General features: G+C 69.9%; 17 protein-coding genes. 9 read left to right on the forward strand and 8 right to left on the reverse strand.

Annotated features, from left to right (window positions below):
- From HV824_RS29725 to HV824_RS29740, 4 genes are all read right to left on the reverse strand, one after another.
- A partial coding sequence (locus HV824_RS29725; protein WP_176424783.1) for a hypothetical protein occupies positions 1-1,004 on the reverse strand: 1,004 nt, incomplete at its 3' end.
- 93 nt (positions 1,005-1,097) lie between these two features.
- Positions 1,098-2,810 carry a sodium:solute symporter gene (locus tag HV824_RS29730; RefSeq protein WP_176417257.1) on the reverse strand — a complete coding sequence of 571 codons (1,713 nt, stop codon included), beginning with the start codon at positions 2,808-2,810 and terminating at the stop codon, positions 1,098-1,100.
- Positions 2,807-2,986, reverse strand: coding sequence for a hypothetical protein (locus HV824_RS29735; RefSeq protein ID WP_176417256.1), 180 nt, complete (start codon positions 2,984-2,986; stop codon positions 2,807-2,809). Before HV824_RS29735 ends, HV824_RS29730 begins: the two co-directional genes overlap by 4 nt.
- Positions 2,983-5,466, reverse strand: a complete 2,484-nt coding sequence (locus HV824_RS29740; protein ID WP_176424784.1) for a PIG-L family deacetylase — start codon at positions 5,464-5,466, stop codon at positions 2,983-2,985. Before HV824_RS29740 ends, HV824_RS29735 begins: the two co-directional genes overlap by 4 nt.
- A gap of 94 nt (positions 5,467-5,560) precedes the next feature.
- Here HV824_RS29740 and bshC point away from each other — a divergent pair, with 94 nt between their 5' ends.
- Genes bshC through bshA form a run of 3 tightly spaced genes read left to right on the forward strand, consistent with a single transcriptional unit; the run spans position 5,561 to position 9,197 of the window.
- Positions 5,561-7,234 (forward strand): bacillithiol biosynthesis cysteine-adding enzyme BshC, encoded by a 1,674-nt coding sequence (gene bshC / locus HV824_RS29745; protein WP_176424785.1) that lies wholly within the window; start codon positions 5,561-5,563, stop codon positions 7,232-7,234.
- On the forward strand, positions 7,231-8,037 hold the full coding sequence (gene bshB1 / locus HV824_RS29750; protein WP_176424786.1) for a bacillithiol biosynthesis deacetylase BshB1: 807 nt from the start codon (positions 7,231-7,233) through the stop codon (positions 8,035-8,037). The genes bshC and bshB1 overlap by 4 nt, the downstream gene beginning before the upstream one ends.
- Positions 8,034-9,197: an N-acetyl-alpha-D-glucosaminyl L-malate synthase BshA gene (gene bshA, locus HV824_RS29755; protein WP_176424787.1), complete on the forward strand. Its 1,164-nt coding sequence runs from the start codon at positions 8,034-8,036 to the stop codon at positions 9,195-9,197. The genes bshB1 and bshA overlap by 4 nt, the downstream gene beginning before the upstream one ends.
- A 22-nt stretch (positions 9,198-9,219) precedes the next feature.
- Here the strand turns inward: bshA and HV824_RS29760 are convergent, their stop codons facing one another.
- Entirely contained in the window at positions 9,220-10,077 is an 858-nt protein-coding gene (locus HV824_RS29760; RefSeq protein WP_176424788.1) for a DUF2911 domain-containing protein, read from the reverse strand.
- Positions 10,078-10,296: 219 nt separating this feature from the next.
- Between HV824_RS29760 and HV824_RS29765 the strand changes: the two genes are divergently transcribed.
- The gene (locus HV824_RS29765; protein WP_176424789.1) at positions 10,297-11,589 is read left to right on the forward strand and encodes an AAA family ATPase; all 1,293 of its coding nucleotides are present in this window, start codon (positions 10,297-10,299) and stop codon (positions 11,587-11,589) included.
- 42 nt (positions 11,590-11,631) lie between these two features.
- Here HV824_RS29765 and HV824_RS29770 read toward each other — a convergent pair whose 3' ends face one another.
- Positions 11,632-12,528, reverse strand: coding sequence for an AraC family transcriptional regulator (locus HV824_RS29770; RefSeq protein WP_176417249.1), 897 nt, complete (start codon positions 12,526-12,528; stop codon positions 11,632-11,634).
- Between the two features lie 139 nt (positions 12,529-12,667).
- Here HV824_RS29770 and HV824_RS29775 point away from each other — a divergent pair, with 139 nt between their 5' ends.
- The 5 genes from HV824_RS29775 (at position 12,668) to HV824_RS29795 (ending at position 15,376) form a co-directional block, all read left to right on the forward strand.
- Positions 12,668-12,877 (forward strand): hypothetical protein, encoded by a 210-nt coding sequence (locus HV824_RS29775; RefSeq protein ID WP_176424790.1) that lies wholly within the window; start codon positions 12,668-12,670, stop codon positions 12,875-12,877.
- Positions 12,874-13,617, forward strand: a complete 744-nt coding sequence (locus HV824_RS29780; protein WP_176417247.1) for an SDR family oxidoreductase — start codon at positions 12,874-12,876, stop codon at positions 13,615-13,617. The genes HV824_RS29775 and HV824_RS29780 overlap by 4 nt, the downstream gene beginning before the upstream one ends.
- A gap of 232 nt (positions 13,618-13,849) precedes the next feature.
- Positions 13,850-14,425, forward strand: a complete 576-nt coding sequence (locus tag HV824_RS29785) for a DUF1579 domain-containing protein (protein WP_255208445.1) — start codon at positions 13,850-13,852, stop codon at positions 14,423-14,425.
- A gap of 143 nt (positions 14,426-14,568) precedes the next feature.
- Entirely contained in the window at positions 14,569-14,883 is a 315-nt protein-coding gene (locus tag HV824_RS29790; RefSeq protein ID WP_255208448.1) for an AHH domain-containing protein, read from the forward strand.
- Positions 14,810-15,376 carry a DUF1629 domain-containing protein gene (locus HV824_RS29795; RefSeq protein ID WP_176424791.1) on the forward strand — a complete coding sequence of 189 codons (567 nt, stop codon included), beginning with the start codon at positions 14,810-14,812 and terminating at the stop codon, positions 15,374-15,376. Before HV824_RS29790 ends, HV824_RS29795 begins: the two co-directional genes overlap by 74 nt.
- A gap of 10 nt (positions 15,377-15,386) precedes the next feature.
- Here the strand turns inward: HV824_RS29795 and HV824_RS29800 are convergent, their stop codons facing one another.
- Positions 15,387-16,334 (reverse strand): hypothetical protein, encoded by a 948-nt coding sequence (locus HV824_RS29800; protein ID WP_176424792.1) that lies wholly within the window; start codon positions 16,332-16,334, stop codon positions 15,387-15,389.
- A gap of 121 nt (positions 16,335-16,455) precedes the next feature.
- The coding region (locus HV824_RS29805) for a hypothetical protein (RefSeq protein ID WP_255208446.1) at positions 16,456-16,964 on the reverse strand (509 nt) is incomplete at its 5' end.

A 16,964-nucleotide genomic window follows, 5' to 3' on the forward strand; every position in this document is an offset into this window, starting at 1 on the left:
AGCAGGCCCAGCACGAAGGCCAGCACGGCCAGCAGTCCCGCCCAGAGGGGCGGGACGCCCTTCGCGCGGGTGGAGGCGGAAGGGCCCGCGACGCGCACCGCGCCCCCTTCCTCGGGGACGATGACGCGGACCTTGATGACGGCCTGGATGAGCACCGCTTCGACGTCGGAGAGGAAGCGCTCGTACTCCTCGGCCTGCAGCTCCAGCGGCTCGCCGTGCTGAAGCGCGTACCGCTTCGCCACCGCCTCGAAGCTGCGGAGCTGGGCCTCGCGCTTGGACACGTCCACCCAGCCGCACGTCAGCGAGGTCCCCTCACCCTTGCGAGGCACCAGGGAGATGGCCTGCCGCGCCAGCTTCCCGCCCGCGGTGCTGGGCCCCTCCGGCTCGTCGATGCGCAGCACCCGGTGCGGGCCCCGGCCATACATCTTCGTCGACAGCGCGTCGCGGAGCTGCTCGGCCAGCAGCGCCGAGTGGTTCGCGAACATCGTCCGCAGCGCGGGCGCCTCCTCCTCGGCGGCCACCACCTTCGCGCCCAGGGGCTCCAGCGGGCTCAGGCGCACCACGCCCACGCTGGCGGGGGCCGCGCTGGCCTTCAGCGGGCTGGCGCGCTGCCTGGGAGCCTTCGGAGGCATGACGTCCGTGTGGACCTCGGTGGAGCGCGGCGCTGGCGGCTCGGTCCGCGCGCTCCGGGCGGCGCGGCCCGAGCGGCCCGCCCTGGCGGGTGGGACGGCCCCCATCCGCGTCTCCAGCGCGGGAGGCTCCAAGGGGGGCAGGTCCTCCTCCTGGGAGAAGGACGCCACGGGGCCCAGCCGCGTCTCCTCGGTGAGCGGCTCCACCGGGCCCAGGCGCGTCTCCTCGAAGCGGGGCTCCATGGGCCCCAGGCGCGTCTCCTCGGGGCGCGTGAGGAGCGGAATGTCCCGCGTCGCGTCCTCGTCCTCCTCCGGCGCGCTGCGTGGCGCCTCGGAACGCCCCGGGCGACCGGGTCGCCTCTTCCCGTCAGACATGTCCGTCCCTCTCCCAGGCGAGCATACTGCAAGGCCGGGCCGGCGCCCCTTCCCGGACGCCTCCCGGCCTTCACCGCCCTGGGCGTCGCGGACTCAGGCCCCCGTGGCCGGGGCCGGCGTCTCGCCGCGCGGCAGGACGGCCTGCATCACCAGGCTCAGCGTCACCACCAGCGCGCAGCCGATGACGTTGAACCAGAGGTAGCCCACGTCGGAGAGGAAGAAGAGGGCGATCACCGTCGCCTGGGAGATGACGGCCGCCGCGAACACGGCGTGGCCGCGCACCTGTTTCACGAAGAAGGCCACCAGGAAGATGCCCAGCACCGTGCCGTAGAAGATGGAGCCCAGGATGTTGATGGCCTGGATGAGGTTGTCCAGGAGCGACGCGAAGGTCGCGAAGGCCACGGCGACCAGTCCCCAGAACACGGTGAACAGCTTGGACGCCACCAGCACGTGCCGGTCCGAGGCGCCGGGCTGGAACACCCGCCGGTAGAAGTCCACCGTCGTGGTGGTCCCCAACGCCGTCAGCTCGCTGGCGATGGAGCTCATGGCCGCGGACAGGATGACGGCGATGAGCAACCCGAACAGCCCGCTGGGCAACCAGCGCTTCACGAAGGCGATGAAGATGTAGTCCGAGTCCTTCGTCTCCGCGCCCGGGAGCGCGCGCGCCACCATGTCCTTGGCCTCCTCGCGGACCGCGCTCGCCTGCCGCGCCGCGCCCTGGAGCAGCGCCCGCGACGCCTCGCCAGCCGCCACGTCGCCCGACTCGACGGCCGACAGGTAGCGCTCCACCTCCACGCGCTTGCCGGACTGGACCTGCTCCCACTTCTCCTCCAGCGCGGCGTACTCGGCCGCCTGCGCCGTGCCCTGCACGCGGGTGCGCAGCGTCTCGTTGAAGAGCAGCGGCGGCGTGCTGAACTGGTAGAAGACGAAGACGAGAATCCCGACGAAGAGGATGAGGAACTGCATCGGGATTTTCAGCACGCCGTTGAAGAGCAGCCCCAGCCGGCTCTCGGCGATGGAGCGGCCCGTCAGGTAGCGGCCCACCTGGGACTGGTCCGTGCCGAAGTACGACAGTGACAGGAACAGCCCGCCCGTGATGCCGGACCAGAAGTTGTATCGGTCCTGCATGTCGAAGTCGAAGCTCACCAGGTTCATCCGGCCGAACGCGCCCGCGACGTCCACCGCCTTGCCGAACGACACATGCTCCGGCAAGCGCCAGAGGATGACCGCGGCGGCCACCACCATGCCGCCCATCATCACCACCATCTGCTGCTTCTGCGTCTGGCTCACCGCCTTGGAGCCGCCCGTCACCGTGTAGAGGATGACGAGCGCGCCCATGGCGATGACCGTGGGCTCCAGGGGCCAGCCGAGGATGGTGGAGAGGATGATGGCCGGCGCGTAGATGGTGATGCCCGCGGCCAGCCCGCGCTGGATGAGGAAGAGGAAGGCGCCCAGCAGCCGCGTCTTCAGGTCGAACCGCGACTCCAGGTATTCGTACGCGGTGATGACGTTCAGCCGGTAGTAGATGGGCACGAAGACGGCGCTGATGATGACCATCGCGATCGGCAGTCCGAAGTAGAACTGCACGAAGCGCATCCCGTCTTCGTAGGCCTGCCCGGGGACGGAGAGGAAGGTGACGGCGCTGGCCTGCGTGGCCATGACGCCCAGGCCAATGGTGGGCCACTTCAGCTCACGGCCACCGCGCAGGTACTCGTCGCTGGTGGCCGTCCCCCGGGACTTCCAGAGGCCCCACGCCACGATGGACGCAATCGTCCCGCCAAGGACGAGCCAGTCGAGCCCCGTCACGCGTACACCTCGGTGAGCACCCAGAACGTGGCGACGAACAGGACGAAGGTGCCCAGCACCAGGAGGTAGATGTTGCGCCACGAGCCCAGCAGCGGCGGCGCGTCATCGAGCTCGGGCCGGTGCGCGGGGGCGTCGCCGACGGGCTCACGAGGGGTCAGGTTGGGAGCGGTGCTCATTGAGAGAGGATGTTGGCTAGCAGGCGGTAGGCGCCGGGGACCCCGGCGGGGAGCTGACGGAAGAAGGCGAGGCCCGTGTAGACGAACGTGCCCTTGCCATGGCGGGCGACCAGCAGCGAGCCCTGGAGCGGCGCCTCGCCGGCATCGTGCATGGCGAAGACAGGCTGGTAGCGAGCGTCCCATGACGACGCGAAGTAGAGGCCGCGCTCCTGCACCCAGCCCTCGAAGTCCGCGGCCGTCAGCGCATTCGGCGCGCGCAGCAGCGGCTCATCGGCGCGCAGCGGCGTCATCACCGCCGTCTCATCCGTCACGCGCTCGCGGCCAAGCTCCAGCGGATAGGGCCCGACGAAGGACGTGAGCGGCCCCACGCGGCTGTTGGTGTTGTACTGCACCACCAGCCGCCCGCCGCCTTCCACGTACTGGAGCAGCCGCTCCCGGTGGACGATGAGGTGCGTGTTGGCGTTGAAGGCGCGCACCCCCACGAGGATGGCGTCGAAGCGCTCCAGCTTCTCCCGGGCCAGCCGCTCCTCGGGGAGCAGCGTCACCTCGTAGCCCACCGCGCTCAGGCTCTCCGCGACGCGGTCGCCCGGCCCGGGGATGTAGCCGATGCGCTTGCCCTTCATGGCCAGGGAGAGAGGCACCGCCGTGGCCGTGGACGGATGGCGCACCGTCAGCGGGGGGATGTGGGGATGGGACACGGAGCGGGCACGCCAGGACCAGGCGCGGTCTCCCACGTCGACGTCCACGGAGAGGTCCGCCTTCCGCGTCGAGCCCTGGGGCGGCGTCACCTGGAAGGTGATGGTGCGCTCGTCTCCGCGCGCCGCGAGCTTGAACTCGACCGACGCGGGCTCCACGCGCCAGCCGGGCGGCGCCACCATCCGCACCGTGCCCGGCACCTGGTCCATCCCCGCGGCCAGCACCACCGGCACGGCGCGGGACTCGCCGTTGGGGAACATGAGCACGTCCTGCGCCAGCGTGGCGGTGACGGGCGGGACGACCTCGAAGTCACGGTAGAGCTCGCCGCGCACCGGGTCCGTCCAGACGTAGACCACCGGACGCACCGCGCGGAAGCGCCGGCCCGCCACCTGGTAGTCGAACGCCACCGACAGCGCGGGGAGGCCCTCCGGCTGGCCGGTGAGCGCGCGGTCCTCGCCCTCGAGCGTGTAGCGCCCCCCGGTGACGGGCTCGCGGAGCCAGTAGGGCGTGGAGATGGGCGCCGTCGCCGGCAGCGTCACCGTGCGCGACAGCTTCAAGGGCGCGTTCGCCCCCAGCGCCTTCCCCACGGCCTCGGGCTTCTCGCCCGGCAGCGTCAGCCCCACCCACTCGACGGCGGCGGGTGAGCGGTTCAGCGCCACCACGTCCAACGCCACCGGCAGCCCCGGGATGCCCGTGGGCGCGGCGGCGCGCACCTCCAGGAACAGCCCCGCGCAGGCGGCGATGAGCGCCTCCGTCTCACGCAGCTTGGGCGCCTTCCACGGGTGGGTGTCCGGCAGCGCGGTCAGCGCCTCGTGGACGCGGACGAGCGCGGGCAGGGAGCGGTGAGGGGCGCGCGCGTCGAACGCCTTCGTCGCGGCGGCCACCGCGCGGGACACAGCGTCGGAGCCCTTCCAACGCCTCCAGGAGAAGTCGAGCCCCTCGAACACGTCGCGCTTCGGGAGCGTCCCCGCCAGCGGCGTGAAGTACTCCGTGCTGGGGCCCCGGTCCGCGGCCTGGCCGAAGCCCTGGCTCTTGTGCTGGCTGCGGCTCTCCGCGGCCACCTCGCCCCACGACCGCCCGAGCAGCGCGTCGTAGCCGCCCACCTCCAGCTTCACGTAGCTGGACAGGTCCTCGTCGGGCTTGAACCACCACGAGGAGGCGTTCTGCAGCAGGCGGTCCGCCTTCCACGGCTTCACCTCGGAGAGCTGCTCCGGGAAGCGCTTCGGGTCGGCGGCGGCGATGAAGGCCTCCGCCGCCAGCAGCGCGGAGGCCGTGTGGTGGCCGTGGTTCGGCGGCTTCGTGGTGAAGCGGGTGATGATGACGTCCGGCTGGAAGCGGCGGATGGCGAGCACCACATCCGCCAGCACCTCTTCATGTCCCCAGATGCGCAGCGCCTCTTCCGCGCTCTTCGAGTAGCCGAAGTCCCGCGCCCGCGTGAAGAGCTGCTCCGCGCCGTCCACGCTCCGCGCGGCGAGCAGCTCGTGCGTGCGGATGAGCCCCAGCAGGGCGTCCTGCTCGGTGCCGATGAGGTTCTGCCCACCATCGCCGCGCGTCACGGACAGGTACCCCGCGCGCAGGCCGCGCGCGCCCACCAGCCACGCGAGCAGGCGCGTGTTCTCGTCGTCCGGGTGGGCCGCGACATAGAGCACGCTGCCCGTCACGCCGAGCCGCTTCAGGCCCGCCGCGATTTCACCCGCATGGAGCTGCCGGGGAGGCCGCGCCACCGCCGTCGACCCGATTCCAAGGCTCATGGCCAGCGTCATTCCGAGGAGCAGGTTCCGCATTCGGGCGGACCCTATAACAGGCCTCTTCCTCGCGCGCGGCTCACGTTCGTTGCGGGATGACACCCGCCGCCACGGCCGCACACGACGTGCGAGCGTGCACTTCCGGTGGCGCGCCCGCCCCGACCTGTTATCACGACATGCCGTGACGTCCTCGTTCTCGACCGCGTGGCTTCGCGGAGATGCGTCCGCGCGCTCCTTCCTTCCCGACGACTATCGACACCCTGAGGCGCGCGCCCGGGCCGTGGCCGCCGCCGCGACGCGCACGGTGTCGCCCGTGCTGCTGGACGTCCTCGCCGCGCAGAACGCGCGCCTCGCGCCCAGCCCCGCCCGGGAGCGCAACCTCGCGCTGCTCGCGCGGCCCGGCACCGTGGCGGTGGTGACGGGGCAGCAGATGGGCCTCTTCCTGGGCCCGCTGTACACGCTCTACAAGGCGGCGTCCGCCATCGTCACGGCGCGCGCGCTTCGGGAAGAAACCGGCCGGCCCTGTGTTCCCGTCTTCTGGCTCCAGACGGAGGACCACGACCTCCCGGAGATTGACCACTGTGTCCTCCCACGCCCGGGCGGAGGGCCCTGTCGCCTGGCGCTCGAGCTTCCGGATGCGGCAACGTCTCGAGCGCCCATCGCCCATCGCCACCTGGGACCGAGCGTCCTCCCCGCCCTGGCCACCCTCCGCGCCGAGCTGGAGGCAGAACCCCACGCGGAGGAGTTCCTCTCCCTGCTGGAGCAGGCCTACCGTCCCGAAGCCACGCTCGCGGGCGCCTTCACCGACGTGCTGTCATCCCTCTTCGCCGACGAGGGGCTCGTCTTCCTCGACCCGCGAGACGCACGGCTGGCGCCGCTGGCCGCGCCCGTGCATCGCTTCGCACTGCAGGAGGCGGAGGCGCTCTCCTCGGTGCTCGCGGCCCGAGCGGAGGCGCTCACCCGCGCGGGCTACACGGTGCAGGTCCACGTCCGTCCGGGCTCGCCGCTCAGCTTCTTCTCTCCGGATGCGCTCGATGGCCCGCGCTACCGCTTGGACCCGGCGGAAGCGGGCGCGTGGAGCCTGGTGGGCCACCCGGAGCGCCGCGCCATCACCCAGGACGCGCTGCACGCGGCCCTGGAGCGCGAGCCGCTGCGCTTCACCACGTCCGCGCTGCTGCGTCCCCTCCTCCAGGACACCTGGCTCCCCACGGCCGCGTATGTCGGTGGCCCGGGCGAGCTGGCCTACTTCGCGCAACTGGCGCCGCTCTACGCCCACGCGGGCCGGCCGATGCCGCTCGCCATTCCCCGGGCCCGCTTCCGCGTGCTCGATGACCGCGCGCGCCGGTGGCTGGGCAAGGTGGGGCTCCAGCCGGATGAGGTGAACGTGCCGCGCGACGCGCTGCTCACGCGGCTGGCCACGCGCAATGCCGCGGAGCCGCTGGAGACGCCCGAGGCCCTGGAGGCCCGCCTCTTCGGCGCGTTCTCCTCCGAGCTGGAGCGCGTCGCCGGACAGGTGTCGGCGGTGGACGCGAACCTCCAGGACGCGCTGCGCCGCACCCAGGGCACGGTGCGGGTCGCGGTGGCCCGGCTGACGGGCCGCTACCGCCGCGCGCTCGCCCGGCGCGATGCCACGGCGGCCGAACAGGTGGACCGCCTGCGCACCTTCCTCTTCCCGGAGGACGCGCCCCAGGAGCGTGTCCTCGGGCTGCCCTACTTCGCCTGCCGCATCGGGACGCGCGCCTTCACCCGGTTGGTGCTGGACGCGTGTGTCCCCTTCTCCGGTGACTCGAAGGACCTGACGCCATGAGCGCGCACGACACCGCCTACGGCATCGACGTGCTCGCCTTCGGCCCCCACCCGGATGACGTGGAGCTGTTCTGCGGCGGGCTGCTGGCGAGCATGGCCACCCGAGGCTACCGCACCGGCATCGTCGACCTGACGCGCGGCGAGAAGAGCTCGCGCGGCACGCTCCAGTCCCGCGCGGAGGAGACGGAGGCCGCCACCCGCGCGCTGGGCCTGGCCCACCGGGAGAACCTGGAGCTGCCCGACGGCTGGCTCAATCCGTGGGCGGGCTTCGACGCGCCCGAGCCCGAGCGCGCCCGCACCGCCGCCGTGGCCCGCGTGGTGGAAGCGCTGCGCCGCCTGCGTCCGGAGCTCGTCGTGGTGCCCTGGGAGCAGGAGCGGCACCCGGACCACGAGGCGGCCAGTGCGCTGGTGACGCGCGCCCTCTTCTTCGCGGGCGTGCGCAAGTTCGACGCGGAGCCCGCCGCGGAGCCCTTCACGCCGCGGCAGGTCCTCTACTACCCGCTGCGGCATCTGGCCGAGCCCAGCGTCATCGTGGACGTCTCCGCCATCTACGAGCGCAAGCTGGCGGCGGTGCACTGCTACGCCAGTCAGGTGCAGCCGCGCCCGGACGCGCCGCCCACGCTGGTGGGCTCACCGCTGTCGCTGTCCTCGCTGGAGGCCAGGGATCGCTTCTATGGCGCGCGGATTGGCGTCACCCACGGCGAGCCCTACGTCCTCCGCGAGACGCTGGGACTGGCCGACCCGCTCGACCACTTCCGCAGGAATAGCTTCGCCCGGCCCCTGTTCTTCCCGGCACGCACATGAATGCCCCGCTCAACGTGGCCATCACCTGCTTTCCGACCTTCGGAGGCAGCGGCATGGTCGCCACGGAGATTGGCCTCGCGATGGCGGACCGGGGCCACCGCGTCCACTTCATCGCCCGGGACTTGCCGGTGCGCCTCCATGGCGCGAACCGGAAGGTCGTCTTCCACGAGGTGACGGAGAGCGACTACCCGGCGCTCCAGCAGTCCAGCACCTATCCCATCGCGCTGGCCTCCAAGATGATTGAGGTCGCCAGCTACGAGCGCCTGGACATCCTGCACGTCCACTACGCGGTGCCCCACGCCACCGCCGCGTGGATGGCGCGCGAGGTGCTGGGCCACAGGGCGCCGCGCGTCGTCACCACGCTGCACGGGACGGACACCACGCTGGTGGGAATCGACCCCAGCTACCTGCCGATTACGCGCTTCTCCATCATGCGCAGCGACGCGGTGACGGTGCCGTCCGCCTACCTGCGCCGCGCGACGTGGCGGGGCTTCGACATCCCCGAGAGCGTCCCCATCGACGTCATCACCAACTTCGTGGACACCGCGCGCTATGCACCGGTGAGAGACCGCGCCTGCCTGCGCGCGCTCTTCCCGGCCCTGCACGACCATGAGCCGGTGCTCGTCCACGTCTCCAACTTCCGGCCGGTGAAGCGCATCACCGACGTGGCCGCCATCTTCACCGAGGTCCACCGCCACCGTCCCTGCCGGCTGGTGATGGTGGGAGACGGCCCGGAGCGCTCGCCCGTGGAGCGGATGCTGCGGGAGAAGGGCCTGGAGGGCCGCGTCGCGTTCCTCGGCAAGCAGGACCGCTTCGAGGAGCTGCTCGCCGCCTCCGACGTCTTCCTGCTCCCCAGCGAGCAGGAGAGCTTCGGGCTCGCCGCGCTGGAGGCGCTCAGCTGCGGCATCCCCGTGGTGGCCAGCGACCTGGGCGGAATCCCGGAGCTCGTCACGCACGGCGAGACAGGCTTCCTGGCGCCGCTGGGTGACGTCCCGGCCATGGCCCGGCACGTGCTCACGCTGGTCGAGGACGCGGAGCGCTGGCAGGGCTTCTCACATCGCGCGCGGGCGCGGGTCCTTGAGCGCTTCCAGAAGGAGCCCGCTGTCGACCGCTACGAGGCGCTCTACCGCCGGCTCCTGACGGGGCCCCTCCGTCGCTGAGGAGCCCCGGGAGCGCGGCGGGCTACTTCTTGTTCTTCCACTCCGCCAGCGCCTTGGAGACCTGGTCACGGTAGAAGAAGTTCTTGTCCTTCTGCCCCAGGTCCCACGCGGCCTGCGCGGCCTTGCGGGCCTCGGCGTACTTGCCCATCTGCGACAGGACGTCCGCGCGAATCCAGTGGGTGTACCAGGTGGGGTTGGCGGCCACGGCCGCGTCGGCGTGCTTCAGCGCGGCGGCGTGGTTCTTGGCGGTGCCCGCCAGATAGGCGGCGGCGCTCGCGTGCATGCTGGCCGTGTTCTTCTCCGCCTGCTCGATGTTGGCCTTCGCGAGGGCCGCCGTGTCCACGGTGATGGGCACGGAGACGCGCAGCTTCTCCCACTCCAGGTCCAGCCGCGTGCCGGTGTCCGTGGTGTCGGTGAAGAGGTACGTCAGGCGCTCGCGCGCCGGAATCGCCGTGGTGGTGGCGCTCACCGAGGCCACGTCCTTGGAGGCGTCATAGGGCGCGCCGCCCCGCCACAGCCCCAGGTCCGAGTTCAGCATCACCTTCCAGCCCTTCTGCGAGGGCAGGCTGACGATGGCGTACGAGCCCGCCGGGACGGCCTTGCCGCCGAAGGTGACGGGGTGGCTGAAGGTAATCTTCGTCGCCGCGTTGGCGCCGCTGCGCCACGCCTTGTCGTTGGGGACCAGCTCGCCCCAGACCTTCCGGCCCTTCACGGCGGGGCTGGAATATTCGACGGAAATCTCCGAGACGCCCACCTCCTGCATCACCTTCGCCGCGGGGCTGGGGGCCGGCAGCTTGAGCTGCGCCAGCGCGGGCATCGCCGACAGGGTCATGAGCGCGGAGGCCATACAGCCGAGAAGCTGGTTCTTCATCGTCCTCACTTCATCCTTTCCGACCCGGGAGGGGTCGCAGAGCCGGTGGAGTGTATAGACGAGGTCTGGCTCCACCTCACGTTCCACCTTGGCCCGCACCGCGTCATGCGGCGATCGGCCAGGGAGGGGCTCGGGCGCCCTCTACATACGAAGGGAGGTGGACATTCCGTGACATTGCGTGGTTCCTCCACGCGCCCACCCTGGCCATGCTGCGCGACGAGGAGACCCATGAAGCTCACGCGGCTCGAGGTCCACCACTACCGGAACGTCGCCCCTGGCACCTCGCTGGTGTTCAGCCCGTCGTACAACCTGGTGTTGGGGGAGAACGGCACCGGCAGGACGACGCTCCTGGAGCTCGTCTCCACGGTGCTCGGCTCGGACTTCTCCGGCCTCCTCCACGAGCCGTTCGCGCTGGAGTACGACCTGGCGTTTCCGGGCATGAAGCTGCACGTCTTCGTCCGGAACGAGGAGAACGCGCCGGCGCCAGACTCGGAGGCGCCGCCGCGAAAGGGCGCCGCGCTGATGCCGCTGCGCACGCCCGCGCTGGAGTCCTCGCTGCACCCGCGCATCGAGGTGGACGTGCGGTTCCATTCACCGTCGGCCAGGTTGGTGATGCGCGCGGACGCGGCGGGCATGGACTGCAAGGTGGACGGCGAGGCCGTGTGGTCGCGGAGCATGCACTGGTCGCTGCTGGACCGGTCGGTGTGGACGCTGCTGTTCATGGCGGCGCAGTACATCGACGCGGGGATGAAGGAGCGGCTCAAGGAACTGCTGCGCCGCACGTTCCTGCTGGCGCCGCAGCGGTTCGATGAAGCGCTGGGGATGTTCGAGCGCATCGGCGCCATCCGCTACGCCATGGAGGTACGGGACGGCGAAGTGTTCCCGCTGGGGCTGATGGCGCTGCCCACGTGGATGCCGGGGTGGCTGCGCGAGCGGATGGAGCAGCCGTCTGTCACGGACGTGCTCGAGCTGACGCACGACGCGCGCGAAGGCAGCTTCCTGGCGAAGTTCGTCGCGCTGGCGGGCTTCGAGGCGGGCCGCTTCCGTGTGGAGGTGGTGGAGAAGCGCTCGTTCGAGAACGGCGGGCGCGTGGGCTTTGGAGGCTTCGGCTTCGAGTTCACGCGGCGCGACGGCCGGGTGATGACGCATGAGGCGCTGGGCTTCGGCCAGAAGCGATTGCTGTCGCTGCTGTACTACCTGGATGTGAATGAGGACTTCGCCATCGCGGACGAGCTGGCGAATGGCCTTCACCCACGCTGGGTGGAGGCGAGCATGCGGGAGCTGGGGACACGGCAGGTGTTCCTCACCAGCCAGAATCCCCTCCTCTTCGAGCACACGCTCTTCCCGTCGGCCGAGGTCCTGCGGGCCTCGCTCCTGCTGTGTGGCAACACCCAAGAGGACGGGCCGGAGCGCATCGCGTGGAGAAATCCCACGCACGAGGCCGCGGGCCGGCTCTTCGACGCGCACGGGCTGGGCGCACACCCGCTGGCGGAGCTGCTGCGCCAGCAGGCGCTCTGGTGAGCCATCACGCCCGAGCACACGCTCCGACGCGGGGCATACCGCCTAGCTTGCCCGTGCATAGCGCCCCGGAGACTGGCCCACACGTCGACTGAACGCCGTGCTGAAGGTGCTCGCCGAGCTGTACCCGACGCGCTCGGCGACCTCGGCGATGGCGAGCTCCCGGCGGCGAAGCAGCCCCCTCGCAACGGCCATCCGCCAGTCCAGCAGGTACTCCATTGGGGGGAGCCCCACGGTGCGCGTAAAGCGCTCAAAAAACGCCGAGCGCGAGAGCGCCGCGCTCTTCGCGAGCTGTGCCACTGTCCACTGCCGCGTGAGGTGACCGTGCATCTGCCGTATCGCGGGTGCGAGCCGCGCATCCGCCAGGCCGCGCAGGAGGCCAGGAGGCGCGTCGTCGCTCGATGTCGACCGCAGCGCCTCGATGAGCAGCAGCTCCACGAGGCGCGAGAGCACGAGGTCGCGGCCCGAGCGCTGCGCGCCCGTCTCGTCGCCGACGAGTCGTACCAGCACCGAGAGCCGCTCCACGCCTCGCACGTGCACCATGGCCGGAAGCAACGACACCATCAGGGCCGCGTCAGGTGAGTCGAAGATGAAGTAACCACCGAGCAGGCGCACATCAGGACGGCCGCCACGCGTGCCGTGACGCACCTCCCCCTTCGGCGCGGGCGTCGTCTTGGGATTGATTCGCTGGAGCGCCACCGGTTCGAAGCCGGACATGGCGAAGCCCGGCGTCGCCGGCAGGAGCACGAAATCGCCAGCCTCGAGCGTGATGGCGGGCTGGCCGTCGACAGCGAGTCGGCAGCGCCCTTCGAGCACGGCGCAGAAGCTCGGCTGGCCAAAGTCCGAGTAGCGGACACCCCAGCGGCCCGCGCCGCTGATGCCCTTCGAGAAGACGGCTCGTGGTTGAAGCAGGGCAATGACTTCCGAGAGAGGGTCGGTCATGGGCAGAGGGGTGGCGCGGCACTGTATGCCCGGACGCTCGCGAAAGAAATACGGACCGTACGTGGTGGAGCGTCCTGTCGGCCGCGAGTACCTTGGGATTATCGACGCCGCGCGAATCGCGGCAATGCAAGGAGTCGACATGAAAGCGACGTACGGATTCCGGGCGACAATGACCGCGCTCCCGGGGCGCGGCGATGAACTGGCGGCCCTGTTGCTCACCGCGACGAGCGGCGTGGCCCCACGGGCCCAGGCGTTTCTCACGGAGCTCGCCCCGCTCGTCACTGGCGAGACGCGGCATCAGGACGAAGTGCCCGTCGGCGGCAAGCTCAACGTGGGAGGGTTGTCATGAAGACGGTGCTCATCACGGGTTGCTCCTCCGGCTACGGGCTTGAGACCGCGCGCCATTTCCATGCGCGGGGCTGGAACGTGGTCGCTACCATGCGAACGCCACGCGAGGACGTCCTCCCCCGGTCGGAGCGGCTGCGCGTGGTGCCGCTCGACGTGACGAAGCCGGAGAGCATCGCGGCGGCGCTGGAGGCGAGCGGCCCCATCGACGTGCTCGTCAACAACGCGGGCATCGGGCTGATGGGGGCCTTCGAGGCGACGCCGATGGCCACGGTGCGCGACGTGTTCGAGACCAACGTCTTCGGTGTGATGGCGATGACGCAGGCGGTGCTGCCCCTGTTTCGCGCACGCAGGTCGGGAGTGGTCGTGAACGTGACGTCCAGCGCGACGCTGTCGCCGATGCCGCTGGTGGCGGTGTACACCGCGAGCAAGGTGGCCATCGAAGGGTTCACGGCGTCGCTCGCGTTCGAACTCGAGGCCTTCAACCTGCGCGTGAAGCTCGTCGAGCCGGGCTATTGCCCGAGCACCCGCTTCACCAGCAACGGCGGCCCCCGCATGGAGGGGCTGTTCCCTGAGCCGTATGCGCCCTTCGCACAGCGCATCTTCGCGTCCTTCGGACAGCCGGCCGCGGTGACGCGCGAGTCCGACGTGGCCGAAGCGGTCTGGCTCGCCGCGAACGACACGTCGGAGCAGCTCCGCTTCCCCGCGGGTCCCGACGCCGTCGCGCTGGCTCAATCGGCGTGAGCAGGTTCAACGATGCATGGACATCGCTTCGCGAGTATCTGCTGCTCGGCGTTGGCTGGCGCTCCGAGCCCGCCGCTTGGGAGTTGACCCGTCCCAACCAAGAGCACCGTAGGATCCGCCGAATCGGGCGTAAACGGCGCTCTTTCCGCATGGCGACTGACCGCCTCAGATGCAACTCGGCTGCACCACTATTCTGCCCGAGGAATGCATGTTCATACGTCCGTCCGCATTCATGTTCATCGCCATTGCCGGTCTGCTCGGATGTCGAGGCAGCGCTTCGAAGTGGCCGGAAGACCCCGAGGCTGTCCCAATGGGCGGGCAGGCGCCTGCCGCTGCCCCCAATGCTGTCGCTGCGGAAGCCTCGACCTCAACGGTCGAGTCCGCGAGGGTTGACTCCGCCAAAGCCCTGGCGGGGACGTGGACCTGCACTGGTTCGGTCCATGGGCCAGGTGGCGCGAGCCCCAGCGAGGTCACCCTGGAGGTCAGGCCCGACCTCGACAAGGCATGGCTGCGCACCGACTTCGTGGTGTTGTCCGGCGAGTACAAATACAAGTTCACCTCGTACCGCACGTTCGACGCGGCATCGAGCACATGGGTGAATGTCATTGTCGACAACCTGGGCGGTCACGCCAGGGCTTCGTCCACGGACGGCATCACCTGGCTCGGGGAGTCGAGCGGTCCCATGGGCGAGATGAAGATCCGGGACACAGAGCATGTCGTTTCACCAGGCATGATGAACATGCGTGGCCAGTACTCGCTGGATGGCCGGACCTGGAACACCGGGTATGATTTGTCCTGCAAGAAGTGAGAGTCGAGCACTTCGAACGCATACCCTCTCACTCACTGCCGACACGCCACCCCTCGAAGGACTCCCATCCTTCGGGAGGCGCTGGAATGCCCAGCGTGGCCAAGCACTCGCGGGCCAGAGCGTTCCAACCGGGCTCCACGAGGATGCCGGAAGGAGCGCCTTCCAAAGATTCAGCGAGCGTCTGCTCTTTGGGGCCTCACCCTCAGCGGTATCACGACCTGGTCTTCGCGGAACTGGATACCGCGACGGTCCACTGCCGGTCAGTCACAGCGTGTCGTGCAGCCCTACAATCAGCGCTCAGACGCCTGGCCAGGGAAGTCACCACTCGCGGCACCGAGCTGAACCTGCTCCTCACCCGAGGAGCAACACCCTGGATTCCCTCCTATGTCTCGGCGCTTCTTCGAATTGCACGACGAGGTCCAGGTCCCCGGACGCGGGCACCTGGATACGCCCGCTGACACCAAGGGCCGCGAGCTGCGTGACCCCGACCGATTCAGGCAGGGAGCCCCCGTCCAGGTGAAGGGGCGGCTGAAAATCCCCATCGAAGAGCCAGGCCGACCGTTGGACTTCACGGAGGCGGGGGTCCGAATCCCAGTCGTCCACGTCAAGGTGGCGGCCCTCTTCACGGAGCTGGCTCCAGGAGACGTGCAGCTCATCCCCGTGGATATCCAGGGCCACCCAGACCAGTACCTGATTCTGGTAGCAACCCGCCGCATCCGCTGTATCGACGAGAAGGCCTCGCGCATCCGGCTGTGGACGGATGAAGACGGAGTGCCCGAGAAGGTGGGACACTACGCCTCTGTGCGTGATTTGCGCATCGACGAGACAAAAGCAGGAAACGCCAGGGTGCTCAGGCCCGAGGGCTGGACGGGAGCCCTCATCGTCGCCGAGGAAATCAAACACGCCCTGGAGCGCCTCCAGGCCACCGGCGTGAAGTTCACGCCGGTGTAATCCTCACAAACTAGAACTGCCCCGCCCGAGCCTGGTCGAAGTCCACGCGGTGCTTCATGTACAGCGTGTCCAGCATGTGATTGCTGATGGGGTTCGCATTGCCAGCCGTGAACCGGTGCACCACCGCGCCCTTTCCCGCGTCCTTCAGGAACGCCGTCGGGTCCACGCTCCCGCCCAGGCCCGTGAGCGTGGGCACCGGGTCCGCGTTGTTGACGTAGTGCACGTACTTGGGCCCATCCACATACCGCGTGGACGCCGCGCCGAAGGTCTCCACGCTCAGCTTGCCCAGCGTCTTCTCCACCTGCGCCGGGGACATGCCGTCTTCGATGCGCAGCCGCTTCGCCACGTCATCCAGCGCCCGCGCGGTGATGAGGCCGCCCTGGCTGTACCCCATCAGGTGCACCTCACGGCCCGCCTTCAGCTCGCCGTAGAGCGTGTCCGCCAGCGTATCCACCGCGGGGTTGCGGCCCTTGTCCAGCTTGTCCCCCACACACTGCGCCAGGTCCGCCACCAGCCCCTGCGTCGCGTTGTGAATCCCCACCACCTTCGCGTCCGCCGTCTCCGCGATGGCCTGCATCTCACTCAGCTGGCCCGACGTCGGCGTCATGATGCCGTTGACGTAGAGAACCGTCTTCGACGGGTTCGGGTTGTCCAGCGGCGTCACGCCCGGGACATCCTTCAGCGGCGTGCCGGGCGGAAACGTCTGCCCCTTGGCGCCCACGAACTTCCCGTCATTCATCCGGTCCGGCTTCGCGTCCCCGCCGACGAGGCGCTTCAGCTCACTCACATGCGCGGCCTGGAAGACGTCCTTGCCCATCTCGATGAAGCGGGGCACGTCCGCGATGCCGCCCTTGATGGCCTCCACCACCCCGCCCAACAGGGCGTTCTTCGGAGCCGCCGTGGGCGCCTTCACAGTCGGAGGGGTGACGGCGCTGCGGCTGCGGTCAATGGTGCTCACGAGGACCTCCTGCCCGGTGGGGGACGGGTGTTCCCCTCATCTTCTCAAGCGCCCGGAGGGAAGTTGCGTCCTCCGCACCTCACCCAGGTCGATCCACACAGAGGGCACGCGACGCATCGCATCAATGCGGCACGGGCGGTGAGGGCTCATGTGAATCAGGGTCGTGGTGGTTCAGCGTCTGCTCCGCCTGCTCGCGATGGAGGCGCCGCGTGGCCGTCTCCTCTTCTTCCGTGCGCTGGCGCCGCTTCACCAGGCCCTGCGTCTCATCCACGAACCAGAACACCACCCGGAAGAACGCCGCGATGACGGTGATGAGCAGCGTGGACAGCACCCAGCTGAGCACGTAGCCCGGCCAGCCCCCCACCGTCACCCGGATGACGGCCGTCCCCGTGAGCGGCACCAGCACGAACGCCACGTAGTGCGACACGCAGTAGGGGCACGACACCAGGTAGCCCAGCCAGGAGTCCTTGCCCCCCAGCCGCGCGCGCATCGGCGCGAAGATGCGCTCCCGGGACAGCGTCTGCGACACGCCCATCACCACGGCGGAGACGGCGAAGAGCTGGAAGAGGTCCCCCATCCCATCAAGGTGGCGACGACGCACCGGGCGCGACACAGCGGGCCTCCGTGAAG

It is taken from the genome of Myxococcus sp. AM009 (assembly GCF_013372605.1).
GTDB lineage: Bacteria > Myxococcota > Myxococcia > Myxococcales > Myxococcaceae > Myxococcus > Myxococcus vastator.